General features: G+C 45.3%; 20 protein-coding genes and 1 pseudogene. 16 read left to right on the forward strand and 5 right to left on the reverse strand.

Annotated features, from left to right (window positions below; translation table 11 throughout):
• Nucleotides 1–524: 524 nt before the first annotated feature.
• The 3 genes from ACUN2T_RS08190 to ACUN2T_RS08200 all read left to right on the forward strand — a co-directional run bounded on the left by ACUN2T_RS08190 (nt 525) and on the right by ACUN2T_RS08200 (nt 8,922).
• Nucleotides 525–1,844, forward strand: coding sequence for a hypothetical protein (locus ACUN2T_RS08190; protein WP_445497043.1), 1,320 nt, complete (start codon nt 525–527; stop codon nt 1,842–1,844).
• 254 nt (nt 1,845–2,098) lie between these two features.
• Nucleotides 2,099–7,225 carry a type I polyketide synthase gene (locus ACUN2T_RS08195; protein WP_445497044.1) on the forward strand — a complete coding sequence of 1,709 codons (5,127 nt, stop codon included), beginning with the start codon at nt 2,099–2,101 and terminating at the stop codon, nt 7,223–7,225.
• Nucleotides 7,226–7,674: 449 nt separating this feature from the next.
• Nucleotides 7,675–8,922: a hypothetical protein gene (locus ACUN2T_RS08200; protein ID WP_445497045.1), complete on the forward strand. Its 1,248-nt coding sequence runs from the start codon at nt 7,675–7,677 to the stop codon at nt 8,920–8,922.
• Nucleotides 8,923–9,019: 97 nt separating this feature from the next.
• On the opposite strand, the gene ACUN2T_RS08205 is transcribed toward ACUN2T_RS08200, so the two are convergent.
• A complete protein-coding gene (locus ACUN2T_RS08205; RefSeq protein WP_445497046.1) occupies nt 9,020–9,625 on the reverse strand; it encodes an HD domain-containing protein in 606 nt (201 codons plus the stop codon).
• Between the two features lie 14 nt (nt 9,626–9,639).
• A complete protein-coding gene (ygfZ, locus tag ACUN2T_RS08210; RefSeq protein ID WP_445497047.1) occupies nt 9,640–10,629 on the reverse strand; it encodes a tRNA-modifying protein YgfZ in 990 nt (329 codons plus the stop codon).
• Nucleotides 10,630–10,805: 176 nt separating this feature from the next.
• On the opposite strand from ygfZ, the gene sdhE reads away from it, so the two are divergent.
• Entirely contained in the window at nt 10,806–11,072 is a 267-nt protein-coding gene (sdhE, locus tag ACUN2T_RS08215; protein ID WP_023045161.1) for an FAD assembly factor SdhE, read from the forward strand.
• A complete protein-coding gene (locus ACUN2T_RS08220) occupies nt 11,053–11,460 on the forward strand; it encodes a protein YgfX (RefSeq protein WP_445497048.1) in 408 nt (135 codons plus the stop codon). The genes sdhE and ACUN2T_RS08220 overlap by 20 nt, the downstream gene beginning before the upstream one ends.
• A 20-nt stretch (nt 11,461–11,480) precedes the next feature.
• On the opposite strand, the gene fldB is transcribed toward ACUN2T_RS08220, so the two are convergent.
• Nucleotides 11,481–11,999: a flavodoxin FldB gene (gene fldB / locus ACUN2T_RS08225; RefSeq protein ID WP_445497834.1), complete on the reverse strand. Its 519-nt coding sequence runs from the start codon at nt 11,997–11,999 to the stop codon at nt 11,481–11,483.
• Nucleotides 12,000–12,107: 108 nt separating this feature from the next.
• On the opposite strand from fldB, the gene xerD reads away from it, so the two are divergent.
• The 7 genes and pseudogenes from xerD (at nt 12,108) to ACUN2T_RS08260 (ending at nt 19,964) form a co-directional block, all read left to right on the forward strand.
• On the forward strand, nt 12,108–13,019 hold the full coding sequence (gene xerD / locus ACUN2T_RS08230; protein ID WP_445497049.1) for a site-specific tyrosine recombinase XerD: 912 nt from the start codon (nt 12,108–12,110) through the stop codon (nt 13,017–13,019).
• A gap of 23 nt (nt 13,020–13,042) precedes the next feature.
• Nucleotides 13,043–13,744, forward strand: coding sequence for a bifunctional protein-disulfide isomerase/oxidoreductase DsbC (gene dsbC / locus ACUN2T_RS08235; protein WP_445497050.1), 702 nt, complete (start codon nt 13,043–13,045; stop codon nt 13,742–13,744).
• Nucleotides 13,745–13,749: 5 nt separating this feature from the next.
• The gene (recJ, locus tag ACUN2T_RS08240; RefSeq protein WP_445497051.1) at nt 13,750–15,483 is read left to right on the forward strand and encodes a single-stranded-DNA-specific exonuclease RecJ; all 1,734 of its coding nucleotides are present in this window, start codon (nt 13,750–13,752) and stop codon (nt 15,481–15,483) included.
• A 135-nt stretch (nt 15,484–15,618) separates the two neighbouring features.
• Nucleotides 15,619–16,717 (forward strand): peptide chain release factor 2 gene (gene prfB / locus ACUN2T_RS08245; protein WP_445497052.1). Its coding sequence is split into 2 segments (ribosomal slippage): nt 15,619–15,693 and nt 15,695–16,717, totalling 1,098 coding nucleotides; the frame shifts between segments, so codons are not numbered across the junction.
• Nucleotides 16,718–16,726: 9 nt separating this feature from the next.
• Nucleotides 16,727–18,241: a lysine--tRNA ligase gene (lysS, locus tag ACUN2T_RS08250; protein ID WP_445497053.1), complete on the forward strand. Its 1,515-nt coding sequence runs from the start codon at nt 16,727–16,729 to the stop codon at nt 18,239–18,241.
• 185 nt (nt 18,242–18,426) lie between these two features.
• Nucleotides 18,427–18,813 (forward strand): annotated as a pseudogene (locus ACUN2T_RS08255) (CatB-related O-acetyltransferase); the annotation flags it as partial.
• 401 nt (nt 18,814–19,214) lie between these two features.
• Nucleotides 19,215–19,964: an ABC transporter transmembrane domain-containing protein gene (locus tag ACUN2T_RS08260; RefSeq protein WP_445497054.1), complete on the forward strand. Its 750-nt coding sequence runs from the start codon at nt 19,215–19,217 to the stop codon at nt 19,962–19,964.
• A 36-nt stretch (nt 19,965–20,000) separates the two neighbouring features.
• Here ACUN2T_RS08260 and ACUN2T_RS08265 read toward each other — a convergent pair whose 3' ends face one another.
• Nucleotides 20,001–20,447: an NUDIX domain-containing protein gene (locus tag ACUN2T_RS08265; RefSeq protein ID WP_445497055.1), complete on the reverse strand. Its 447-nt coding sequence runs from the start codon at nt 20,445–20,447 to the stop codon at nt 20,001–20,003.
• Between ACUN2T_RS08265 and ACUN2T_RS08270 the strand changes: the two genes are divergently transcribed.
• Nucleotides 20,422–20,871 carry a hypothetical protein gene (locus ACUN2T_RS08270; RefSeq protein WP_445497056.1) on the forward strand — a complete coding sequence of 150 codons (450 nt, stop codon included), beginning with the start codon at nt 20,422–20,424 and terminating at the stop codon, nt 20,869–20,871. The two genes, ACUN2T_RS08265 and ACUN2T_RS08270, sit on opposite strands and share 26 nt — an antisense overlap.
• A 198-nt stretch (nt 20,872–21,069) precedes the next feature.
• Here the strand turns inward: ACUN2T_RS08270 and prpR are convergent, their stop codons facing one another.
• Nucleotides 21,070–22,725, reverse strand: a complete 1,656-nt coding sequence (prpR, locus tag ACUN2T_RS08275) for a propionate catabolism operon regulatory protein PrpR (protein WP_445497057.1) — start codon at nt 22,723–22,725, stop codon at nt 21,070–21,072.
• Nucleotides 22,726–23,029: 304 nt separating this feature from the next.
• Here prpR and prpB point away from each other — a divergent pair, with 304 nt between their 5' ends.
• The 3 genes from prpB to ACUN2T_RS08290 all read left to right on the forward strand — a co-directional run bounded on the left by prpB (nt 23,030) and on the right by ACUN2T_RS08290 (nt 26,655).
• Nucleotides 23,030–23,920 (forward strand): methylisocitrate lyase, encoded by an 891-nt coding sequence (prpB, locus tag ACUN2T_RS08280; RefSeq protein WP_445497058.1) that lies wholly within the window; start codon nt 23,030–23,032, stop codon nt 23,918–23,920.
• Nucleotides 23,921–23,981: 61 nt separating this feature from the next.
• Entirely contained in the window at nt 23,982–25,148 is a 1,167-nt protein-coding gene (gene prpC / locus ACUN2T_RS08285) for a bifunctional 2-methylcitrate synthase/citrate synthase (RefSeq protein ID WP_445497059.1), read from the forward strand.
• A gap of 55 nt (nt 25,149–25,203) precedes the next feature.
• On the forward strand, nt 25,204–26,655 hold the full coding sequence (locus tag ACUN2T_RS08290; protein WP_445497060.1) for a bifunctional 2-methylcitrate dehydratase/aconitate hydratase: 1,452 nt from the start codon (nt 25,204–25,206) through the stop codon (nt 26,653–26,655).
• Nucleotides 26,656–26,716: the final 61 nt, after the last annotated feature.

A 26,716-nucleotide genomic window follows, 5' to 3' on the forward strand; every position in this document is an offset into this window, starting at 1 on the left:
CTGCGGTGCATACCCACGGTGAGGTAACAGTTTCTGTCTTGTCGTTATTTTTTAAGAATAAAATCATACTTACTGTTTTTATTTGTATTTCCTAATAATACCTAATGAGATAAATATAAAATTGAAGTTTCTAATGATCACATATTAAAAGGTAGTGATGTATCACAGAAATATTCTCTTTAATGAATGAAAAAAGTGGTAAGTTACATTAATGTCTCAAATTATGTAATTTAAATGTTGCATTCAATCGCTTTCTGTAAAGTGAATAAATACTTACCTAATTAGTTCTCATAGGAATTATTTTTTTGGCAGACTTGCTGTTGAAATATCAGAATTCTTTGCCAGAAAAAATCGATGTTTCCGCTATGGCTAATCTAGTTATTAGTCAAGGGCAAGATGCTGGCTATTAGTCATTTAGTATCACAATCGTAGTGATAGCCGTAGATACTTTGGATCTTGACCAAATGGACAACTGATATATGAAGTTATCTTAAACGTATAAACTTAGACTCAGGAGAATTCCCGTGGATAAAATAAGAACTGTTGCAGAAACTTTAGCAGTATTACATCAGAATCATCATTTGGTTGGTATAGAACGGCAGCCAAAGCAACTGAAGACCTCGGATTTTGACGGCAAGGTCATCTTTTCTAACGATCCGAAGACCGCGACTGTGCCCCCTGCATTTTTTACGGTACAAACCATACAAGCGCTGAAAGCGCTCGGCGGTGTGCCTGACAGTGAATATGGCCCTGGCAAAATGGAGCCCCACCATCCGTTGCCGGAACCGTTTTCTGCTGAACGGCTGGCAAATGTCACGGGTAATCATATTGATTTGTGCAAAGCCTTTCGGGCCTATATTTATGGTAATTCTGCTTTGGTCAAAGATTATGAAGACATTCTTAATGCTAAACGTTTCCCGATGAAGATGGCACTGTACAGTGGCGAAAGTATTACTGTTACCGCAAATAATCCAGTGATTGTTGAAGATAAAGATGGCTATGGTGAGCCGGTTGCCTTGGTGTATGACCAGATAATCTTTGAACCGGGAGGTCAAATTATTTATCACACCAGTGGTAGCATCAACGCAAACAATGTTATAGGGAATGAAAGCGCTGAAAAAGAGAACATTGTCAGTAGAGGTCATGATGGCGCCGATGGTTTAGAGGGGGCACCAGGAAATGATGGGGCTGATGGCAGCAATGGTAGTGAGGGGGTGGGACATAAAAACGGCTGTTACTTTGATGGTACACCCGGTACTGATGGAACCAGCGGTACTGTCGGAGGACTTGGGGGGAATGGCGCACCAGGTGGAAATGTAAATGACCTGACTGTGAATGCTCAATCTCTTACTGGGTTAATACAGGCGCTATCGAAAGGGGGTAACGGTGGTAATGGTGGACATGGCGGTGTGGGGGGCCGTGGGGGGCGTGGCGGTGATGGGGGTACGGTGAGAACATCCGGGGATTACCAGTGGTGTGTTCCTGGGTGTGGAGGAAATGGGGGGCCAGGAGGAAATGGAGGGAAGGGGGGTAATGGGGGGAAAGGGGGGGACAGTGGGAACATCTATATTCATTTCTCTGATGGTAATCCAATACTTGATGTTGCGTCATTTGGTGGGCTTGGCGGGGAAGGTGGGAAAAGCGGGTTTGGCCGAAATGGCGGGTATCCTGGAGATCCTCATAGAGGAAACTCTTCAGGGGCCTGTGCAAATAAACAAGGGCCCAATGGTAGGGGGGGGGTACAAGGAGACACGGGTATAGATGGTTTGAAAGGAGAATTTGGCGATGACGGTGACTGCGGCAAGATATATGTCAACGGTCATGAACGGAAACCTGATTCCTAGTGGTGCAGCAATCAGACTGGTCTGAACGATTATCAATGAGGGCGATGGGTTCAGATCTTCGTTTTGCTTATGTTCAAGTGGCTTGCATTATTAATTACTCAATCCGGGTATCAATTATTAATCATTGATGACACCTGAATTATCACCTCATCCGCCGAAATGTATTCTCAGTCCGACGACTTGGTGTTGATAGGTAAACACAATAATCGGGTAAACAATTCATCAGAGTAAGAAATATCACTATGGATATCAATATGATGAAAAGTAACAATATGGCGATTGCCATTATCGGCATGGGTTGCCGTTTTCCGGGAGGTGTTAGCTCCCCAGAGGAATTTTGGCATCTGTTATGTGGTTCAAGTGATGTTATTACCCCAGTGCCACCTGAGCGTTGGTCAACACAGGCTTATAGTTCCCGGGATCGTAATCTGCCGGGTCGAATGGTGGCGCGCGAGGGAGGATTTATCGCTGATGTGGCCGGCTTTGATGCGGCAGTGTTTGATATCAGTAATACAGAAGCGCCTTTTATCGATCCACAACATCGTTTGATGTTGCAGGTGACATGGGAAACGCTGGAACGCGCAAGGATACCGCCAAAATCGTTGGCAGGTCAGGCGGTTGGTGTGTATATCGGTGCTTTCACTCATGATTATATGCACTTGCAATTTACCGATTTACGCCAGGCAACGGGTTATACTTCAACAGGTGCAATGGGAACCATGCTGTCAAACCGTATCTCCCATGCATTTGATTTTCAGGGGCCGTCTTTGACCATCGACAGCGCCTGTTCATCGTCTTTATTGGCAGTACATCTGGCTTGCGACAGTTTGCGTCGTGGAGAATCACAACTGGCGTTGGCGGGTGGGAGCCAGTTGATGCTGATGCCTGATTTTTCGGTAGTAGAAAGCCGTACCGGATTTTTATCGCTTACCAACCGTTGCCACAGTTTTTCAGCTAACGCTGATGGTTATGTGCGTAGTGAAGGAATTGGTGCTGTTTTGCTGAAACCCTTGAGTGCGGCTTTGCAGGATGGTGATCCTATATTAGCCGTGATCCACGGTTCAGCTGCAAATCAGGATGGCCGGACTTCTACCATTACTCAACCGAGCAGTACCGCGCAGCAACAGGTGATCCGTGCAGCTTGTATTCAGGCAGGGATTGCACCAGAAGAGATTGATTATATTGAGGCTCATGGTACCGGAACGGCGGTAGGTGATCCGATAGAAGCAGAGGCTCTGGGGCGGGTATGTCGTCCAGAACCGACAGATCGCCCATTGCTGATCGGTGCCTGTAAATCCGTGATTGGTCATACGGAAGCCGCTGCGGGTATTGCTGGATTGATTAAAGCGGTATTGTGTTTACAGCGGGGACAAGTGCCGGGCAATCTACATACAGATCCGCCAAATCCCTATATCCATTTTGCTGAATTGGGCTTGCAAATCCCCCGGCGGTTAACGCCGTTGCCTGACGGCAGAGTCATTGCCGGGGTCAATTCCTTTGGTTTTGGCGGGACGAATGTCCATGTGGTATTGAGCAATAATCCAGCGCCTTCCAGACAATTTCAGGCGAGGGAAGAGCAGGCTTTCATATTGCCGTTGTCTGCACAATCTGAATTTTCCCTGAAACAGCAGGCGCAAAATATTGCCGATTTACTGCAACAAAAGCCAGATATTGCCCTTGATGATCTGTGCTATAGCTTGGCGACGACTCGTCACTGCTTTCCGTTGCGTAAGGGGGTTGCATTCAGTAATCGAAAACAATTGCAACAACAGTTAACTAATCTGAATGTACCGTTGCAACGTAACGGTAAAAAAGTGGATCGTTTGGCTTGGATATTTGCTGGCATTGGCAGTGAAGTTTGGAAAGATTCTGTAGCCTGGTTCCAACAATTTCCTGGGTTTACTGAGCAGTTCACGCGTTGCGAAGCAATTTGGACGGGGTTTGCTGCACCTTCCTTATATGCTGCATTGATCTCTGCCGATGAGTTGATAGAACCGCCAATGCAGTTTGCAGTTCAGGTATCAATGGCTGCGCAGTTGCAGAAGTGGGGGTTCAGACCAGCGGCATTATTGGGTCATAGTTCTGGTGAAATGGCGGCTTGTTATCTGGCGGGAATTTATGATTTGACGCAGGCGCTGACACTTTTACACCAGCGTTATCATTATCTGCAACGTGTGCTGAATAAAGGTGGGGGATTATTGATCGTAGCCGCTACGGTGGAGCAGATACTCCCTCATTTGTCTGCCCCGGATGCTAAACCTACCGTGATGGTAGCTGGACGCAATAGCCCCGATCGTTGCCTGTTGTCTGGGCCTGTAAGTGAATTAGCCGCCATTTCTGAACGCTTAAAGCATCAGAGGATCGCCAGTAGTCAGCTCAAGTATAGAATTGCTTCGCACTCCCCCTATTTGGAGTCAATCAGGGCGGGGTTGGCTGCGGATGCGGCAACGGTTCCGGCGGCAAAACCCTTGCTGCCGGTGTTTTCATCCGTCACCGGTGAGTTGATTAATGATCAGTTGGGCCCTGAGCATTGGGCTGACAATGTGGTCAGTCCATTCCGTTTTGACGATGCGGTAGAAAATATGCTCAAAGCGGGTTTCCACCATTTTCTTGAAATTTCACCTCAATCCCTGTTGAGTGGTGGGTTGCAGGATTGGAGTAAACCTTATCGCGGACAAGTGTTTGCCTGTCGCTCGGGGCAGAACTGGTCACAGTTACTGGGTCAATTATTTGAAGCCGGTGTTGAGCCTGACTGGCGGGCTCTTATGCCGGCGGCTCGTCCAATCGATCTGCCAACCTACCCTTGGCATCAGCAATCTTATTGGCATGAGCCAGAGATCAGCCGTCGCCGTCGGTTGCGTACATTGAGTGGTGTGCTATTGGGCGAAGCCCAGCCGGGTAACGAGAGTTGGCTGGCTGAACTGGCTGTGGAACAAGTGCCTTGGTTACTCGATCATGTCGTCATGGGGAATGCGATGTTTCCGGCCGCCGGTTATATCGAGGTTATGCTGGCGGCGGCACGTATCTGTTTTCCTGGTGTTGGATTGGCTCTTGATAATGTTGGATTGCAGTCGGCTTTACTGCTGGAATCAGGCATGGAATTCAGGCTAAAAACACAGTTGGATCGTCAACGGATGGAAGTACAGGTCTATATTACCCGTAATCTGGACGAGGATGCACAGTACCAACTTGCCGCCAGTGCACAGGTGAATATCGTTGTACCGGGCGCCACCGCCTGTACTCTTCCTCCGTTGGTTGCAAATGACCGTTATCCTGGCATACGGAACCAGGCGGTATTATATCAGGCATTCCAGCATCTGCATTTCAGCTACAGCGGGGTGTTCCGTCCTCTGTGCCATGCGCTTATCGGTGAAGGAGAGACAATTTGTGAGATTGAGTTGCCATCTGCACCAGAGGGAATGGGTTTCCATCCAGCGGCTTTGGATGGTATTTTCCAGTCGCTGTTGGTGATTCAGTCTGCTGATGTTAAGGCTCCGATCCCTACCAGCGATTTCCGTATCCCGGTGAATATTCAGCATCTGCGCATTAATGGCAAATTGTCAGGCCGGGTTCGTGCACATGCTCGGATGACTAAGCAGACACAACAACAGTGGCTTGGTGATATCGATGTGTATACCGACAGCGGCAGACTGATTTGCCAGATTAGTGGATTTTGTGTTCAGCTTGTCAGTAACAAAAAAAGTAGCTTACAGCCCAGGCTTCACAATCTGGTGGTAGGTCAACCGCTGTGGCGCAAAGTACCCTCTCAGCCATCAACCGAGCCTTTAGCGCAATGGGCTATTCTGGGTGGTGAAATTGCGCTGGCGGAAGAATTGGCTGTTGAATTGCAACGACGCGGTGGGTATGCCTCACTGCATTCTGGTTTGCCTGACAGTTATCAGAAAATGCAGGCGCTGGTTAATACGCTTCCCACTGAAACTGAAAGGATATTGATCCTTTGGTCATTACAGACTCCACGAATGGCTTATCATTCTTTGATCCATTTGTGTACGGTACTGGCGAAACGATCGGTGAAACCACGTTTGTGGATCATGACTCAATGTGCTCATCAGATAACAGAACACGATCTGCCTGATCCGTTTGCGGCGGCATTATGGGGAATGATGCGGGTGATTGGTCAGCAAGAAGCGACTGCGCTGTGGGGAGGATTACTGGATATCGACAGTACCACGGCACCCATCCGGTGGTGGGATGTGCTATTGACAGAGGATGGCGAAGATCAATTGGCTCTGCGTCATGATCAGCGTTATGTGCTGCGCCTTGTGCCATTGCCGGAAATACCCGTGTTGCCGTCAGTGTGTTTTCGTTCGGATGGTTGCTATCTGCTGACGGGTGCCTTTGGTGATATGGGGCGTCAGTTGATTCCTTGGATGGTGCAACGTGGTGCCCGTCATCTACTGTTGGTTGGGCGTCGTCATACGCTTGAAACGGATGATCGGATGTTACTGGAAACGCTGCACCAGCAAGGGGTTGAGGCTGATTATCTGCCGATTGATCTCGGTGATGTGGAAATGACTAAAATTTGTCTGGGCCAGTATCGGCAACAGGCTAGCCAGCCGATACGTGGTGTGATTCATTGTGCCGCACATGTTGAAGATCAGGGGTATCGGGAACTGAGTACCCAAGCGTTCGATAGGGTATTTGCAGCTAAAGCATCAGCCGCCTGGACATTACATCAGGTATTGATTGATGCACCTTTAGAGCATTTCGTGATGTTTTCCTCGTTGGGTGCATTATTGGCTTTGCCTGGAATGGCATCTTATGCAGCAGCTAACGCAATGCTGGATAGTCTGGCCTATCTGCGGCGTCAGCAAGGTTTACCTGCGTTAAGCCTTAACTGGGGACCGTGGAAAGCGGGGATTGCTCTACGGGATAGCCGTACGCTTTTAGTGTTGGAAAACAGTGGATTACAATCATTCAATCCAGAAGAGGGATTAGCCACGCTGGATCGCTTGTTTGCGCGAATTGAGCCACAACTGGCACCGTTCTTGACTGATTGGTCAAGTTTACTTTCCGGGCCGATGCGCCATTTGGCACTCTTGCGTGATATTCAGCAAGAAAGTTTGGTTCAGGCTTTACCCGTAGACACTGCGTTTGAGGTAAATAATCTGGATGATGTTGTCAGTCTGCTACAGGCTTTCTGTGGTGAGGTTATCGGGGTGCAAGCCGAGGTTTTCCATCCCGATTTACCGCTGGCCGACAACGGTATTGATTCTTTGAATGGTTTGATGGTGGTACAAAAGATCAATAAGCAATTACGTTTAGATATTCCACTGGAGTTGCTGTTAAGCGATAAGTCGCTGTCGGAACTTGCATCGTTGATTACGTATCGACTGCAAATTAAGTCAATGGCGGGTTGAGAATATATTTAACCTGATCTTGGCTTAAGACGGAAATTAAAGTGCTTGAGGGATGATCAGCGTTTTCTTTTACGCTGATCATCCATGCTCGTAAAAGAGTGAAAGAGAAAATATTTAGAGCTGAGATATAAGGTTAATTATTAATTTTGGCATTATAGTTTAAGGGGTTATCTCAATATTCTCGGTGTTTCAAGGGTAATATTTTATTCCATATTATTCATTGTGTTGTTGCAGTGGTTAGGAAATATTATAAATAGAGCTGATTATGATTTATAATATATTTTCAGGGTTGTTTAAATAATCAGCCACTGAATATAGACTAATTGTTTTGTTGTTAAATAATATCTATTTTTTCCTGTTTTATGATGTTTGTCCTGATGGACAATTGACATATGAAGCTATCGTTATCTTAAACGTACAAACTTATATTCAGACTTAGGAGAACGCCCGTGGATAAAATAAGAACTGTTGCAGAAACTTTGGCAGTATTGCATCAGCGTCATCATCTGGTTGGTATAGAACGGCAGCCAAAGCAACTGAAGACCTCGGATTTTGACGGCAAGGTGATCTTCTCTAATGATCCGAAGACCGCGACTGTGCCCCCTGTATTCTTTACGGTGCAAACCATACAAGCGCTGAAAGAACTCGGCGGTGTGCCTGACAGCGAGTATGGCCCTGGCAGAATGGAACCCCACCATCCGTTGCCTGAACCGTTTTCTGCTGAACGGTTGGCAAATGTCACGGGTAATCATATTGATTTGTGCAAAGCGTTTAGAGCTTATATCTATAGTCATTCTGCTTTGGTCAAAGATTATGAAGACATTCTTAATACTAAACGCTTCCCGATGAAGATTGCGCTGTACAGTGGCGAAAGTATTACTATTACCGCAGATAATCCAGTGATTGTTGAAGATAAAGAGGGTTATGGTGAGCCGGTTGTCTTGGTGTATGACCAGATAATATTTGAACAAGGAGGTCAAATTATTTACTGCACTAACGGTAGCATTGAAGCGAACAGTGTTATAGGACATGGAACCGATAAAAAGCAGGGTATTGTCAATAGAGGTACTGATGGAATCGATAATTCAGAGGGGAACCAAGGAAATAATGGGATTAATGGCAGTAATGGTAATGCTGGTACAGAGGGTAAAAGCAGCTGCAACATTCGATCCACACCAGGTACAGATGCAACCAGTGGTTCTGCGGGAGCATCAGCGGGGAATGGTGGACGAGCTGGAGATGCAAATGACGTCACTGTTACGGTTCAATCTGTTATAGGGTTAGTCAATGCGCTATCACTGGGTGGTCGTGGTGGTCACGGTGGTGACGGTGGAAATGGGGGGAATGGCGGAAATGGCGGAAATGGGGGGGGTGTTAACAAAACAAAAAGCAAGTGTAGTCCTGGGTCTGGAGGAAACGGGGGGGCTGGAGGAAATGGCGGGGATGGGGGAGATGGGGGTAAAGGTGGAGACAGTGGTAACATATATATTAATTTCTCTGACGGTCAGCCCATAATTAATGCTCTGTCATATAGAGGCGATGGTGGTAATGGCGGGAAAGGTGGGAAAGGTGGTAGTGGCGGAATAGGCGGAGAAAATAACGGCCAGCCAGGGGCATCTGGTCAAGATGGTTCTGAAGGAAAACCAGGAGATGAAGGTATATCGGGTAAGATATTTATCAACGGCCAGCCGCAGTGAATTCCTGAGTGGCGCAGGAATGAGATAAATCTAATTTTGTGCGCCATATTCTTTCTATGGCGCCCTGAATTTGTAGTATGAAATTGTTGGAAAAAAGTTACTTCAACCAACCTTTCTTTTGAGCAGATTCTAATTGTGGCAGCAGATATTGCCACAATTCGGGATAGACATCGGCAATAAATTGATTGCGATTCATCACCTGCTCAAGACGAATACCGTTTTCCACCCAGCTTTGTCCCTTATTATGCAGATTCATCAGAATCGGCATTAATCTATCCAGCGTAATAGCAAAACGGGCATCCTGACTTTCCCCTGCTTCGTATTCCTGCCAAAGCGACATAAAGTGATTTTTTTGAGTTTCAGGTAGTAAGCCAAAAAGACGGCTAGCGGCTTTAACTTCCTGATCATGAATGGCTTCACGGGCAGCTAAATCATAAACCATCACATCACCAGCATCGATTTCAACGATATCGTGAATCAATGCCATCTGAATAACCCGCTGAATATCGACTTTTTTTATATACGGCGCAAAACTCATCGCAGCGATAGCAAAATGCCAGCTATGTTCTGCTGAATTTTCCTGGCGGTGGTTATCTAATAATTTAGTGCGCCGCTGAACTTTTTTCAGTTTATCCAGCTCCATCAAAAAACCGATTACATCCGTAAAAGGGCCAAAATCAACGGCAGATACTGCTAACGACATACAAACCTCATAAATTATTTTTCTTCAACAAGGGAATAAGGCAGAGGCTGAATGGTCAGGGAATGTTCTTCATCGTCACGGACTCGAAACACGCTATCACTTTCCATATTATTATTCATGACGACCTGTACCCAAATACTCTTGTCATTCAACTTAACGGCAGCTAAAACGGTACCCGTTCTCCGCCATTTATCTCCCAGTTGCCATTCCAGATCATCACCGGCAGCAGGCATTTTGGCAGCACTACCGGCTAGCCAGTACATTGCGCGTTTATTTGCGCCGCGATATTTAGCACGAGCCACCATTTCCTGACCAGTATAACAACCTTTTTTAAAACAGATACCGCCCGCGAGCGCCTGGAGGTTAGCTGCCTGTGGAATAAATTGTACGCTGTTGGCGGCATCAATGACCGGGAAACCTGCTTCAATATCCAGAGCTAACCACTGCTCGCTGTTATTACGTTGAGCTGGAAATTTTTCTGTGAGTTGTTCAGCAGTGACAGTGTCCGTAACCAGAAGAAACCGCTCAGACGGCAAGGCAAAATGGAGCAAAGTGGTGGCTTCATGTTGAACTACTGCATGATCTGCATCCGGCAGTGCAGGGAAGATGTTGCTTAGTGCTTCACGGCCGCCTTTACCTGCGACACCTAGCAGTACCGCATTTTCATCTTGAACCAGCGTAATCCTGGAGAATACGGCATATTTTTTCATCTCCTTAAGCTGGTTTTCCAGCACACTGCGGCGTTCAATATAAGCAAGGCTCGCACCACGATGAAAGAGACGCAGATTGCTCCACATTTTGCCTTTTGCGTCACAATGTGCACTGAGCACATGTTGATTCGTTGCAAGAGCAGAAATATCTGCTGTTACCTGACCTTGTAGATATTTTTCTGCATCCGGTCCGGTTGCTGTTATCAGCCCCCAGTCATCCAGAGAGATTAACGTCAGGGGAAGGGTTGATGAAGACAATGGAGATTGTGAAGAAAACGGAGTTTTATAAGCCATGACACATCCTGCTAGTCAGATATTTGAGCCAATGATGCATAATGGTAAAAGAGCTGAAGCACAATGCAAGTAGTTATTATTGCTATTAGCTGGCATGATGCATGCGTTTGCCGGGCGATTTAATGGCTAATGGTTTTAAGATAAACAATGAGAATTAAAAAGGGGATTTTTTGAACATGGATATTGATAATAAAGCACGTATACATTGGGCATGTCGGCGTGGAATGCGTGAGTTGGATATTTCAATTATGCCGTTTTTTAAGCATGAATATGACTCACTCTGTGATGATGATAAACAACTTTTTATTCGCTTACTTGAATGTGCTGATCCTGATCTGTTCAACTGGTTGATGAATCATGGACGTCCGGAAGATGAGGCGCTGTTCCGCATGATTAAACTGATTCAGAATAGAAATAAAGCTCGTGGTCCTGTGGAAATGTGATCTCAGGGTATCCTGGAATACCCAACTTATTTCCACCTGCGTTCATGGTGTGATAGCGCTTATCGTATTGTTGGCCCCATGGCAGGCGGATGACTCTATTTTCTGGCTTCCTTTGGTACTGTTGATTATTGCCAGTTGGGGGCGTAGTCAGAAAAATATCCGGAAATTACAAGGGTCTTTGGTTCTGTTCAATAATAATAAGTTGCAATGGAAAAAGCACGAGTGGCAAATTATCCGGCAGCCGTGGGTGTGTCGCTATGGTGTGCTGATCACAGCGCAATCTTTTTATAACCGGAAAAAAATCCGTTTATGGATAGCATCCGATGGCATGCCACAGGATGAGTGGAGGAATATCAACCAATTATTGTTGCAATATCCTGATATCTGATTGAGCTGAAATTGCCCTGATTAAAGTAAAGGTTCCATTTCTTGCAGGATTTGCATACACCATTGTGATAAACGATCATCAGTTTGCTCAAATTGGTTTACGTCATCCAGAGCCAGCCCGACAAATTGTGAGCCATTATCAGTTAATGGCTTCGGGCTGGTAAATTCATAACCTTCTGTGGGCCAAAAGCCAATGAAATGCACACCAGAAGGGCGTAAATGGTGATATAGCATACCGAGAGCATCAAGGAACCATTCGCTGTAATCAATTTGATCACCCATACCATACATGGCGATGATTTTTCCCTGTAAATTAAGAGAAGGAAGTTGATCCCAAATAACCAGCCAATCTTCCTGCAATTCGCCAAAATCCCATGTTGGGATACCAAGGATCAGTACCGAATATGCTTCCATTAATTCAGGTGTTGTCTCTTTAATATCGTGGAGATCAACCAAATCTTCGCCGAGGATATCGCGGATTTTCTCTGCTACCATCTCGGTGTAGCAGGTGCTGGAGCCGTAAAAAAGACCAATCTTCATCATCAATCATTATGGTTTTTGAATATCTGGGGTAGCATTGTAACAGAATAATTGCTTTTTCAGGCATAATAGCCCGCAGAGATATGCAGATTTAAGGAAAAGAGTTTCGTGTCAAAACAACAAACTCGGTTGACAAATCCACTGATAGAACAATTTCTTGATGCTATTTGGCTGGAACATGATCTTGCGGAAAATACACTTGTTTCTTACCGGTTGGATTTACAGGCGCTGGATAATTGGTTGATACATTATGGTCATGATTTATTATCTGTTCAGGCGATGGATTTGCAGTCTTTTCTGGCAGAACGGGTGGATGGAGGGTATAAAGCCAGTAGCTCGGCACGTTTATTGAGCGCTATGCGTCAGTTATTTCTCTATTTTTACCGGGAAAAAATGCGGGAAGATGATCCGACAGCGCTGTTATCTGCACCGAAATTACCGAAGCGGTTGCCGAAAGATTTAAGTGAAAAGCAAGTAGAAGATTTGCTCAATGTACCTTGCACAGATCAGCCTGTGGAGTTAAGGGATAAGGCGATGCTTGAAGTGCTTTATGCCTGTGGCTTGCGGGTATCTGAGTTGGTGGGGTTGACACTGTCTGATATTAGTTTGCGTCAAGGCGTGGTGAGAGTCATTGGTAAAGGGAATAAAGAACGACTGGTACCTTTAGGCGAAGAGGCCGTTTACTGGCTGGAGAATTATCTGGAGTATGGGAGAGCTGGGTTGCTGAATGGTGCGATCCGGGATGTGCTTTTTCCCAGCAACCGGGGGCAGCAAATGACCCGACAGACTTTCTGGCATCGCATCAAACATTATGCTGTATTGGCCGGGATTGATACTGAACGGTTATCTCCTCATGTTTTGCGCCATGCATTTGCAACGCATTTGCTTAATCATGGTGCTGATTTACGGGTTGTGCAGATGTTGCTGGGGCATAGCGATCTATCCACAACACAAATATATACACATGTCGCAACCGAGCGGCTTAGATTGTTACATCAACAACATCATCCGCGTGGGTGAGCATGGATTTAAAGGAACTGAAAATGAAAAAAAGCGTGTTATGTTTCTCTCTTTTGCTGGCCTTATTTAGTGGAAATGCGCTTGCTGATGATGGTGCGGTTCATGGAGCGATGCAAAAGCTGGGGATCAAGGCAGAAAATATCCAGCCATCACCGATTGTTGGCTTAAATACGGTAGTGACCGAACAAGGTATCATTTATTTGTCTGATGACGGCAAATATTTATTGCAGGGGCCGATTTACGATGTCAGTGGCAGCACTCCGGTGAATATCAGTAATCAATTGTTGATGAAAAAGCTGGAGGAGATGAAAGACCAAATGATTGTTTACAAAGCGCCAAAAGAGAAGCATGTTGTTACTGTTTTCACTGATATTACATGTGGTTACTGCCATAAATTGCATGAAGAGATGAAAGAGTATAATAAACTTGGCATGACTGTTCGCTACCTGGCATTTCCTCGTCAGGGAATGCAGCATCAGTCCGCTAAAGATATGCAATCTATCTGGTGCAGTGCAACACCACAAAAATCACTGGATGCTGCGTTTAAAAATGAGGGCGTTTCGCCAATCAAAGATTGTAAGGTGGATATCACTAACCATTATAAATTGGGGCTCCAGTTTGGTGTACAGGGAACGCCGGCAATTATCCTTAAAGATGGCAGCTTGTTAGGTGGATATATGCCGCCGGAAGCGCTGGCAAAAGCATTAGATCAGCGTGGTAAATAAGTTTAGTGAATATTGAAACACAACTCCGCCGCCATCCGGCGGTGGATGATAGCCATCTTCCACAACAGATTCATCCATTATTGCGCCGTTTATATGCCATTCGTGGCATCCAGCAAGCTAATGAATTGGAACGCAGTGTTCAGGGATTACTGAATTACCAGCATTTGAGTGGTGTGGAACAGGCGGTAACGCTATTGTTGACCGCACTTCATGAACACTGGCGTATCGTTATTGTCGGTGATTTTGATGCTGATGGTGCAACCAGCACGGCACTGGCGATCCGCGCATTACAGGCGATGGGCTACTGTCATTTGGATTATCTGGTGCCCAATCGTTTCGAAGATGGTTACGGTTTAAGCCCACAGGTGGTAGAAGAGGTTGTCAAGAAAGGCGCTGACCTGATTATTACTGTGGATAACGGTATCTCTTCCCATGAAGGTGTTGTTGCTGCACATCAGCATCATATGAAAGTGATTGTGACTGACCATCACTTGCCGGGCGAAATTCTGCCCGCCGCTGATGCCATTATTAACCCCAATCTGTCCGATTGTTCATTCCCGTCTAAATCATTGGCAGGGGTTGGTGTCACATTTTATCTGATGTCTGCTCTAAGGGCTACGCTGAGAAAAGAACAATGGTTTGAAAAACAGGGGATTGCGCTGCCAAATCTGGCAGAAATGCTGGATTTGGTTGCGTTGGGCACTGTTGCTGATGTTGTCCCTTTGGATACCAACAACCGGATTCTGGTTTATCAAGGATTAAACCGCATCCGTGCAGGGCGCTGCTGTGCGGGGATCCGCGCATTGCTGGAAGTTTCTAAACGTGATGCTTATAAGCTGGCTGCCAGCGATTTGGGTTTCTTTCTTGGACCCAGGCTGAATGCCGCCGGTCGTTTGGATGATATGTCCATTGGCGTCGCTTTATTGCTCACTGACGATATGGCGAAGGCCCGTCAGATAGCTTGCGAACTGGACAGCCTTAACCATACCCGTCGTGAAATAGAGCAGGGAATGCAGCAGGAAGCGTTGCAAATCTGCGACAAACTTGAATGTACCCGCACTGAATTGCCTTATGGTCTGGCGCTCTATCATCCAGAATGGCATCAAGGGGTGGTGGGAATTTTGGCTTCCCGAATTAAAGAGCGTTTTCACCGGCCTGTTATCGCCTTTGCACCGGCAGGTGATGGTATTTTGAAAGGTTCCGGCCGTTCGGTTCAGGGCCTGCATATGCGTGATGCCCTTGAACGACTTGATACGTTAAATCCGGGATTGATACTGAAATTTGGTGGTCATGCAATGGCTGCCGGATTGTCGCTTGAACAGGATAAATTTGAACAATTCCAGCATCACTTTTCCACGCTGATGTCAGACTGGCTGGATATTTCGCAACTTGAAGGTGTCATCTGGAGTGATGGCGAGTTGGCGATTAATGAACTGTCATTGGCAGTTGCTGAAATGCTGCGTGATGGCGGCCCTTGGGGGCAAGCTTTCCCGGAGCCTGTTTTTGACGGTAAATTCAGGTTACTGCAACAACGCATTGTGGGAGAACGTCATTTAAAAGTGATGGTGGAGCCCTTAAATGGTGGGCCGATGCTGGATGGTATCGCATTCAATATCGATCCAACTCGCTGGCCGGATAACAGCGTCCGTGAAGTGGAAATTGCCTATAAACTGGATGTTAATGAGTTTAGAGGCAATCGTGATGTACAACTTTTGATCCAGCATCTTTGGCCTTATTAAAAAATAGTCACGTATTCGAATGAGAGTACGTGACAAATCGGTTGAAGTGCTATAAACCCTTTGCCAAATCCGTTACAATGCGCGGTTCGAAAAACATCCGTTTATCTACGACGACACAACGTAAGACACTAAAATATGTTTGAAATTAATCCGGTAAAAAACCACATTCAGGACCTGTCTGAACGGACAATGGTTCTGAGGGGGTATCTTTGACTACGATGCCAAGAAAGAACGCTTAGAAGAAGTTAACGCTGAACTGGAACAGCCTGATGTCTGGAATGAGCCGGAACGGGCGCAGGCTTTGGGTAAAGAACGTTCCTCACTGGAAGGCATTGTCGAGACTATCGATCAGCTTGAACAAGGTTTGGAAGATGTGCAAGGCTTGTTGGAATTGGCGGTAGAAGCTGACGATGAAGAGACGTTTAATGAAGCTGTGGCGGAATTGGAACAGCTTGAAGGTAAATTGGGTCAGTTAGAGTTCCGCCGTATGTTCTCTGGTGAGTATGACAGTGCTAACTGTTATCTTGATTTGCAGGCAGGCTCTGGCGGTACCGAAGCACAGGATTGGGCAAGTATGTTGATGCGTATGTATCTGCGCTGGGCTGAATCCAAAGGTTTTAAAACTGAAATCATCGAAGAATCCGATGGGGAAGTTGCCGGCTTGAAATCCGCGACCATCAAGATCATGGGCGATTATGCTTATGGTTGGTTGCGTACTGAAACCGGTGTTCACCGTCTGGTACGTAAAAGCCCATTTGATTCCGGTGGTCGTCGTCACACTTCATTCAGTTCTGCTTTCATTTATCCCGAAGTGGATGATGATATTGATATTGAAATCAACCCGGCAGACTTACGTATTGACGTGTATCGCGCATCAGGTGCGGGTGGTCAGCACGTTAACAAAACCGAATCTGCGGTGCGTATTACCCATATTCCAACCAACATTGTGACTCAGTGTCAGAATGATCGTTCTCAGCATAAAAACAAAGACCAGGCCATGAAGCAGTTGAAAGCGAAGCTGTATGAGCTGGAAATGCAGAAGAAAAATGCTGATAAACAGGTTATGGAAGAGAATAAATCGGATATCGGTTGGGGCAGCCAAATCCGCTCTTATGTTCTGGATGACTCCCGGATCAAAGATTTGCGCACAGGCGTTGAAACCCGTAATACACAATCTGTGCTGGATGGTGATCTGGACAAATTCATTGAAGCAAGCCTGAAAGCTGGCTTATGAGGAACTAATATGTCACAACAACAACAGGGCGCAGAACAGGCTCCCGATTTAAATAATGAACTGCAAGCCCGTCGCGAAAAACTGGCGGCTTTACGGGAGAAGGGGATTGCTTTCCCGAGTGATTTCCGTCGTGAAAACATTTCAGGGGATTTGCACGCGCAATACGACGACAAAACTCAGGAAGAGCTGGAAGCCCTGAATATTGAAGTGACGGTTGGTGGTCGCATGATGACCCGCCGTATCATGGGTAAAGCTTCTTTCGTCACGTTACAGGATATGGGCGGTCGTATTCAGTTATACGTTGCCCGTGACGACTTATCAGAAGGTATTTATAACGAACAGTTTAAAAAATGGGACCTGGGAGACATTCTGGGCGCTCGCGGCAAACTGTTTAAAACCAAAACCGGTGAACTTTCCATTCACTGTACTGAACTGCGTCTACTGACAAAAGCGCTGCGCCCATTGCCGGATAAATTCCACGGACTGGCTGATCAGGAAACCCGTTACCGCCAGCGCTATCTGGATCTGATCGCTAATGAAGAATCACGCAAGACTTTCCAGATTCGCTCTCAGGTTTTATCTGAATTGCGTAACTTCATGGTCAGTAAACACTTTATGGAAGTGGAAACACCGATGATGCAGGTGATCCCGGGTGGTGCGTCGGCCCGTCCGTTTATCACTCATCACAATGCGCTGGATATTGACATGTATCTGCGTATTGCGCCGGAGCTTTATCTGAAACGTCTGGTTGTGGGGGGGTTTGAACGTGTGTTCGAAATTAACCGTAACTTCCGTAACGAAGGCGTCTCTCCGCGTCATAATCCTGAGTTCACCATGATGGAACTCTACATGGCTTACGCGGATTACCAAGATCTGATTACTTTGACCGAAGAGCTGTTCCGTACTTTAACTCAAAATATTTTGGGCAGTACGTTGATTAAATATGGTGAGCAGGAATTTGATTTCGGTAAACCCTTTGTCAAAATGAGTATGAAAGAAGCTATTTGCAAATATCGTCCTGAAACCAAAATGGCTGATTTGGATGATATGGATAAAGCCGTGGTTATCGCTCAATCACTTGGTATTGAAGTGGAAAAAGGGTGGGGCCTTGGTCGCGTTCAATGTGAAATCTTCGAAGAAACCGCTGAAAGCCACCTGATTCAACCGACATTTATCACTGAATACCCGGCGGAAGTTTCTCCGCTGGCTCGCCGTAATGATGAAAACCCGTTTATCACTGACCGTTTTGAATTCTTTATTGGCGGACGTGAAATTGGTAACGGCTTCTCAGAATTGAACGACGCTGAAGATCAGGCAGAACGTTTTGCTGAACAGGTTCGTCAGAAAGACGAAGGTGATGATGAAGCTATGTTCTATGATGAAGATTATGTCACGGCTCTGGAACACGGCATGCCACCCACCGCAGGTTTGGGTATTGGTATTGACCGTATGATAATGCTGTTTACTGACAGCCATACCATTCGTGACGTTATTCTGTTCCCGGCAATGCGCCCACAGAAATAACAGCCAGAATTCAGCTTCAAATCGCAACTCCCTATGGCATAACTGCCAAGGGAGTTTTTATTTTCACCTGTCTGAGATATAGGCAGCTTAAACAGATAATTGCTTGCTGGTCTCTATGGCGTCGCTATAATAAAACGGATTACATCCAAATGCGGGCGTAGCTCAATGGCAGAATGAGAGCTTCCATAGCTGCTGAAACCATCATTCTTATGGGTGGAAACAATACGCACAGAGCAGATTGGTTCTGTTTATATCCATTCATGGAATTCATTGAAGACGCCTATGTAGGCAAAGGAGACACGTATATTCATGATGGTGTGTGGCTTGGTATGCGTTCAATGATTATGCCAGGTGTCACCATTGGTGAAGGTGCTATAGTCGCTGCTAATAGCGTCGTCACTAAAGATGTTGCGCCATACAGTATTGTGGCTGGAACACCTGCGAAATTAGTTAAATATCGATTTGAACCGCACATCATAAATGAGCTGCTTGGATTAAAAATATATGACTGGTCAGAAGAGAAATTTAATGCTTTAAAATCATATCTCTGTTCTTCAGATATTGAGGCGTAAAAATCTGCTGTGAAATCATATTCAGAGAAATAGTTAATTAATATTGTTAGTACATCAGCTACTTATCTGTTAGTAAAATCTGCCATAAACTTTCGCTCAATACAGTCTCTTAATTAGGCTTTCTGATTAAGAGACTGAGTAAGGCGGTAGCATTCAGCTATATTATTGTAACTCTCCAACAAAAATTTTTATTCAAAAGATTGAATTTAATATATCAGGAACTGCTCGACATTATACAATATAGCTGTCAGTATTTACCGACCTATAAGTGATGGCAATGGGGTGAAAAGCTTTATCATGTGACTTTCAATTTGTTGATCTGAGCGGATGTATCACTTTATGGCAAAGTAATGGTTGTTAAGAGTTAATGATAACAGAATATTATTTAGGGGTTAATATCGATGATCTCTGATTTAGTTAAATCTAATCGGTTAAAAATTATTTTCAATAGTATTGTTGGTGCTTTTAGTGCTTTCTTTAGTATTTGGTTAATCTCCTTGATTACCGATGATGCATTGGGGCAGATTAATGCTGACTTGGTATTATGGGCAGTCAAATTTTTATCCGGATTAGTTTGCTTATTCATTGTGAGTTCTGTTGCCAACTACCTAATGACAAAATTAAGCGTTAAGATTATTTTTGAAGTTCGCAGCACCTTGGTGAGGCGTATTTTGAATACCCCGTATGCCATTTTGGATAGAATTGGAGGGCATAGAGTTCAGGCCAGTTTAACATCTGATGTTAGTGATATCTCCAGGGCTATTTCTATCATGCCGCAGTTTATTTATCACGTAATTACAGTGGTTGCGTGCTTAGGTTTTCTGGCATTTAGAACAATTGAATTGTTTATGGTAATTCTGGTGATTTTTCCATTTTGGCTTTTGGTTTCACGTTACTTCATTAATAAAGGCGAAGTTTATGATGAGATATATCGTGATGATTATGATGAGTTTCATGAACAATTCAAAATTCTGGTGGATGGAGTTAAAGAGCTTAATAACAATAAAAAGCGTAAGCGTTCGTTTTTTAATCGTGGAATTTTGCCAGCATTAAGAAAGATTAATGAATCTGATCTTAAATCAGAAATTTTTTGGAAGCTGAGTGAAAACTGGGGACAAATATTATTATTAAAGCAGCAACTTGAAAGATGAAGGGTATAAAATCATTTCGTATTCCTTTAGCCATTATTAGTTAAAAGACACAATGTAGTTCGTTGCTTTTCCCAATATTGCGTCAATAACTATATTTGGCATTATTTTCAACGTATGGAGTTCTGTTATTGTCATCCAAATTAACTTTCTTCTTATTCCGTACTCTAAATAAAATGAAATGTCTTTTTCAATATTAGTTTTAAATATGAAATTTATTTCATGAATAGGGACACCTTTATTTTCATAAAAATTTTCTATTACCTGATGAAATTCAAGCTGTTCTGTTTTTATATCAAGTCCAAGCTCTTCTTTTAACTCCCTAGATGCAGCTTCAATACATGACTCACCCTCTTCTACTCCGCCACCAGGTAAAATCCAGTAATCATCATCATTTTCACACAAAAAAAGAACATTTTGTTCAATATCTGTTAAACAAACAGACGCTCTTTCGGATGAAGTGAGGCATTCATTTGATAAAGTCACTATTGCTATCAACAGCGTAAATAGAAAGCTTTATGAGTGTAATGAGATAATTAATTCTCTTAACGAGTATGATGAAACCAGAGATAACGGTTTTGCCATAAATCTTGACTTCCCTAATGAACTTAGAGATAGAGCAGAAGTTCTTTCATCACATATTGAAACCCTGAAAGTGGTTTTCTCTCTGGTTGAAACATCGCCATCATGGAAACCATACTTCTCCTCGATACAGGCTAATAAATCTGAGTCTATTAGAGCTGTATCTAACTTGAGAAATGCGTATCTCAATATTGCTTTGATTGCTGAACAATTCACATCTCCGATCCCGACGGTTGAAAGCAGCGTCGAAGGCACTGAAGAAAGTTTTGCTATGGCATTATCAGCGTCCAGGAGACTACTTAGGATTAAAACATCGGGGTGGCGTTAATGGTAAACGTCACTATTCACGCGTCATTAGCCTCTAATACAACAATTCAAGGATATGCAAGGAAACTGTCAACTGTCGCTTTATCTAAATATTGCGAATTGACTGAATGTCAGTCTCAATTTCAGATTTGGTGTGTTCAGCCTTAAAAACGTCATCATTGATCTTGGCGAGACGTTGAGCTCTCGTTTTGCATCACCATTAATTCCCGGCCATTTCCTGTTTCAATCGTCGCCAAAACGTAGTACGGCTGATCCCCAGATATTCCGCCGCCGCATGACGATTGCCGGAAAATCGTTTCAGGGTTTCATGAGCAGAAGGTGGGGTAACAAGTGAAGATGGCATCGCCAGAGAGGGCTTCGTACTTTTTCCTATCAGCCTGAGTGTAGGTTGGCGTTCCGGTGAAAGAGCCAATATCAATTCAGGTGTCAATATATGCTCAGTATGGGCGCTGAGGTATAACGCGATTCGCTCCATGAGATTACGCAGCTCCCGGACATTACCGGGCCAATGATAGGTTTGCAATGCCTCCTGACAGGCAGAAAGTTCTTGTACTCTTGACTGCGATACCGGCAAATTCAATGCGGTAAATGCCCGTCGCAGAAATTCCAGCGCCAATGTGCCAATATCGTTGCCCCTTTCTCTGAGAGCGGGAATATTGATCCGCAATACATTCAGGCGATAGAACAGATCGGTCCGAAAACGCCTTTCCTGAACCCAGGTATCCAAATCGCAATGTGTGGCGCAAATGATCCGAACATCAACGGCAATGGGACAGTGTCCTCCTACTCTGACGACAGATTTTTCTTCCAGCACTCGCAATAACCGTGTCTGAAGAGGCAGTGGCATTTCACCAATTTCATCCAGAAATAGTGTGCCCCGATGGGCAACTTCAAAAAGACCTGCCCGCCCTCCACGTTGTGAGCCGGTGAAAGCCCCTTCCTCATAACCAAATAATTCAGCTTCCAGCAGGGATTCAGCAATGGCACCACAGTTAACGGCAACAAACGGGCGCTGATGTTTGCCTGCAACCTGACCATACCGGAGGGCATATTCATGGTGAATGGCTTGTGCCACCAGTTCCTTCCCTGTACCGCTTTCCCCCTGTATCAGAACCGTGGCAGGCGATCGGGCATATAACATGATAGTGTTGCGTACATGCTCCATCACGGCTGAATTTCCCCGAATATCATTGAGGGTGTGGCGGGTGCGCAGGGTTTCCTGTATTGGATAGGCAGAAATTGAAAGTTGATTGAGCTTGGTCATTCTGGCGATATCCAGTGCATCATGGAATGCCCGGCGAATAGAATCCGCAGAATAGACAAAGACACCGACAAGTTCAGCTTCATAGGCGAGATCGGTAATCAGCCCGGCACCGACAATGACTTTAATACCGAGGGCTTTTAATGCATTGATCTGAGCCCGGGCATCTTCTTCCGTGATGTAGCTGCGCTGTTCAATACGTAAGTTGAATCGTTGCTGAAATTCTTCCAGTGCAGGCAATGTATTCTGATAGGCGATAACGCCAATGCGGGAGCTGATTTGTCGTGCGCGGGCCAGTGCCTGCATAAAGTCAAATCCGCTGGCCTCTGCAATAATAACAGGCACTGATAAACGGCTTTTCAGATAGGCACCATTAGAGCCGGCACAGATCACTGCATCACAACGTTCGATTGTCAGCCGTTTACGAATATGCTGAACCGCATTTTCAAAGCCAAGTTGAATAGGCGTGATATCCGCCTGATGATCGAACTCCGGCGTGATGTCACGGAATAGATCAAAAAGGCGGGAAATGGATACCGTCCAAATGATCGGTTTGTTGCTGTTATCACGCCCTGCTGATGGTGTTTCTGCCATGCTCGTCTTCCTAATATTGTGTGCTGTTTTTATTTTTTCCCACCAGAATAATTCCATGTTTCAAAAATGTTTCAATTATTTTTTTGAAACAAAATTGATTCATTATGAAACAAGAATGTTTTTGTATCAATGATGCTTTCCTGCAAGATTAACCAATGTGCTTAATGTTATTTTTTGATTTAAAAACAATATGTTAATTTCAATTTTATCTTTATTTTTAAATTTATTAGCCATTTTTTACTTTGTTGGCACACACATTGCTTTATAACAAATATATTTCATTCTAATAACAATGGGGTTATGTATGCCGTTTTCCTCTGCCGGTTTGGCATTTCGTCAGGCTATAGAAGCTGAGTCTCCATTACAGATCGTTGGCACCATTAATGCCAACCATGCGTTGTTGGCGAAACGGGCGGGCTATAAAGCCATTTATCTCTCTGGTGGCGGTGTATCGGCGGGTTCATTGGGTATGCCTGATCTGGGGATTTCAACGTTGGACGATGTGCTGACAGATATCCGCCGTATCACAGACGTCTGCGATTTACCTTTGCTCGTGGATGCTGATATCGGTTTTGGTTCTTCTGCCTTTAATGTGGCCCGTACCGTGCACTCAATGATTAAAGCTGGCGCTGCGGGGTTGCATATTGAAGATCAGGTCGGTGCGAAGCGTTGCGGTCATCGCCCGAATAAAGAGATTGTATCCAAAGAGGAAATGGTTGATCGCATTAAGGCCGCAGTCGATGCCCGTATTGATAAGAATTTCGTCATTATGGCACGTACTGATGCTTTGGCTGTTGAAGGTTTGGAAGCGGCCCTTGACAGGGCTCAAGCCTATATCGAAGCCGGGGCAGACATGCTGTTTCCTGAGGCGATCACACAATTGCACATGTATAAAACATTTGCGTCAACAACCGGGGTTCCAATACTCGCTAACATCACTGAATTTGGTGCGACTCCATTGTTCACCGTCGAAGAGTTGAAAAGTGTGGATGTTTCCATTGCGCTTTACCCGCTTTCTGCTTTCCGGGCAATGAATAAGGCAGCCGAGCAGGTTTACACCACACTCCGCCGCGAAGGGACACAGAAAAATGTGATCAGCATGATGCAGACTCGCGATGAGCTATACAAAAGCATCAACTACTACGATTTTGAACAAAAACTGGATGCGCTTTTCTCCCAGAAAAAATCTCAATGACGGACAGTTCCACCCAATTTCATCACTTTATATGGCATAAAAAACAGGAGAGGTGAGACCCATGAGCGAACAGAACACGATTACTGAGTCAACTACTTTCAAGCCTAAAAAATCTGTTGCCCTTTCGGGGGTCAGTGCGGGTAACACCGCACTCTGTACAGTTGGGAAAACTGGCAACGATCTGCATTACCGTGGCTACGATATTCTTGATCTTGCAACCCAGTGTGAATTTGAAGAAGTTGCGCACCTGTTGATCCACGAAAAATTGCCTTCCCGTGCTGAACTGGCCGCCTATAAAAAGAAGCTAACAGCACTGCGAGGTTTGCCGGGTAGTGTCAAGGCAGCACTGGAAACATTGCCTGCCGCCGCTCATCCGATGGATGTCATGCGTACAGGTGTCTCCGTTCTTGGCTGCACATTGCCTGAAAAAGACGATCACAATCTTGTGGGTGCGCGTGATATTGCTGACAAATTATTGGCCTCTCTTAGCGCCATGTTGCTCTACTGGTATCACTATAGCCACAATGGACGCCGTATTGAGGTCGAAACCGATGATGAGTCAATAGGCGGGCATTTTCTTCATCTCCTGCATGGTAAAAAACCCAGTGAATCATGGGAAGGAGCTATGCATATATCCCTGATCCTTTATGCCGAACATGAGTTTAACGCCTCGACATTTACCAGCCGGGTTATCGCAGGAACCGGCACGGATATCTACTCTGCTGTTATCGGGGCGATTGGTGCATTGAGAGGGCCAAAACACGGTGGAGCAAACGAAGTCTCTCTTGAAATTCAACAGCGCTATGAAAATCCTGACGAAGCAGAGGCAGATATCCTGGCGCGTTTGGCAAGGAAAGAAGTCATTATCGGCTTTGGTCATCCGGTTTACACCATTTCAGATCCCCGTCACAAAGTGATTAAAAATGCGGCTCTGCAACTTTCCAAAGAGGCAGGAACAACCAAAATGTTTGATATTGCGGATCGACTGGAATCGGTGATGTGGGCTAATAAAAAAATGTTCCCAAACCTTGATTGGTTTTCTGCGGTTTCCTATCACATGATGGGCGTACCGACGGCGATGTTTACACCGTTGTTTGTGATTGCCCGCACATCGGGATGGGCTGCTCACATCATTGAACAACGTATTGATAACAAAATTATCCGTCCTTCGGCCAATTATACCGGGCCGGAAAATCGGGTACTTACGCCAATTGGTGAACGTGGATAACGTTATTTTTGGTGCGGTGTTTCCTGCATTCATGTTTTTTTAACAAGGAATTATTATGTCTACCTCTGTTGTAAACAACCGTCTTGAATATGATCAGGTGATTGTGGATATCGTGGATTATGTTATGGCATACCCGATCACATCATCCATCGCTTATGAAACGGCCTATTATTGTTTTCTGGATACGTTAGGCTGTGGGTTGGAGGCGTTGGAATATCCGGCCTGTAAAAAACTGCTGGGGCCTATTGTACCGGGGACGGTTGTGCCTAATGGGGTGCGTGTGCCAGGAACGCAATTCCAGCTCGATCCCGTACAGGCGGCGTTTAACATTGGTACGATGATCCGGTGGCTGGATTTTAATGATACATGGCTGGCGGCTGAATGGGGACATCCGTCCGATAACCTTGGTGGCATATTGGCAGTGGCTGACTGGTTATCAAGAAATGCTATTGCTTGTGGCAAAAAGCCGCTCACGATCAAAGCCGTTTTGAGGGGCATGATCAAAGCACATGAAATTCAGGGATGCCTTGCACTGGAGAATGCATTCAATAAAGTCGGGTTGGATCACGTCGTTCTGGTAAAAGTGGCTTCGACGGCTGTCGTTGCTGAAATGTTGGGGTTGAGCCGGGAAGAGATCCTGAGTGCGGTATCGCTCGCCTGGGTTGATGGGCAGTCGCTGAGAACTTACCGCCATGCCCCTAATACCGGTTCACGTAAATCTTGGGCGGCGGGTGATGCGACATCCCGTGCGGTTCGTCTGGCTTTCATGGCACAAAAGGGTGAGATGGGGTATCCCTCGGCATTAACTGCAAAGAGCTGGGGATTTTATGATGTCTTGTTCAATGGTCAGCCCTTCAAATTCCAGCGTGCCTATGGCGCTTATGTGATGGAAAATGTGTTGTTCAAGATCGCTTTCCCGGCAGAATTTCATGCACAAACTGCTGTGGAAGCGGCAATGAGCTTGCATCAACAACTGAAAGATGCTGGCAAGACCATCAATGACATCACGAAAATCACCATTCGTACCCATGAAGCCTGTATTCGGATTATCGATAAGCAAGGTCCGTTAAACAACCCTGCGGACAGAGACCACTGTATTCAGTATATGGTTGCGGTTCCTTTGATCTTTGGCCGTCTCACTGCTGCGGATTATGAAGATAGCGTTGCGGCAGATCGCCGTATTGATGCACTGCGGGAAAAAATAGCGTGTGTTGAAGATGTTGATTTTACCCGTGATTACCACGATCCGGAAAAACGCGCTATTGCTAATGCATTAACCGTTACATTTGCAGATGGCAGTCAGCTTGATGAAGTTAAAGTCGAATTCCCTATTGGTCACGCTCGCCGCCGCCAGGAAGGCATGCCATTATTGCTGAAAAAATTCAGAGCCAATCTGGCACGCCAGTTTCCTGAAACACAACAGAGGAAAATTCTGTCTGTTTCTCTTGACCGTCAGCTACTGGAAAACATGCCGGTAAACGAATACCTTGATTTGTACGTTATCTAATCTGAAATGCCATCGGCGGGCGCTCTCCCTGAGTGCTGCTCTATCATTTTACGCAGTACCA

Source organism: Photorhabdus machadonis, assembly GCF_052657765.1.

Coding starts and splice junctions, on each gene's coding strand:
- prpR (WP_445497057.1), bottom strand. CDS start 22,725: ATGGCAGAAACACCATCAGCAGGGCGTGATAACAGCAACAAACCGATC.
- sdhE (WP_023045161.1), top strand. CDS start 10,806: ATGGATATTGATAATAAAGCACGTATACATTGGGCATGTCGGCGTGGA.
- ACUN2T_RS08290 (WP_445497060.1), top strand. CDS start 25,204: ATGTCTACCTCTGTTGTAAACAACCGTCTTGAATATGATCAGGTGATT.
- dsbC (WP_445497050.1), top strand. CDS start 13,043: ATGAAAAAAAGCGTGTTATGTTTCTCTCTTTTGCTGGCCTTATTTAGT.
- ACUN2T_RS08260 (WP_445497054.1), top strand. CDS start 19,215: ATGATCTCTGATTTAGTTAAATCTAATCGGTTAAAAATTATTTTCAAT.
- fldB (WP_445497834.1), bottom strand. CDS start 11,999: ATGAAGATTGGTCTTTTTTACGGCTCCAGCACCTGCTACACCGAGATG.
- ygfZ (WP_445497047.1), bottom strand. CDS start 10,629: ATGGCTTATAAAACTCCGTTTTCTTCACAATCTCCATTGTCTTCATCA.
- ACUN2T_RS08205 (WP_445497046.1), bottom strand. CDS start 9,625: ATGTCGTTAGCAGTATCTGCCGTTGATTTTGGCCCTTTTACGGATGTA.
- lysS (WP_445497053.1), top strand. CDS start 16,727: ATGTCACAACAACAACAGGGCGCAGAACAGGCTCCCGATTTAAATAAT.
- prpC (WP_445497059.1), top strand. CDS start 23,982: ATGAGCGAACAGAACACGATTACTGAGTCAACTACTTTCAAGCCTAAA.
- prpB (WP_445497058.1), top strand. CDS start 23,030: ATGCCGTTTTCCTCTGCCGGTTTGGCATTTCGTCAGGCTATAGAAGCT.
- ACUN2T_RS08195 (WP_445497044.1), top strand. CDS start 2,099: ATGATGAAAAGTAACAATATGGCGATTGCCATTATCGGCATGGGTTGC.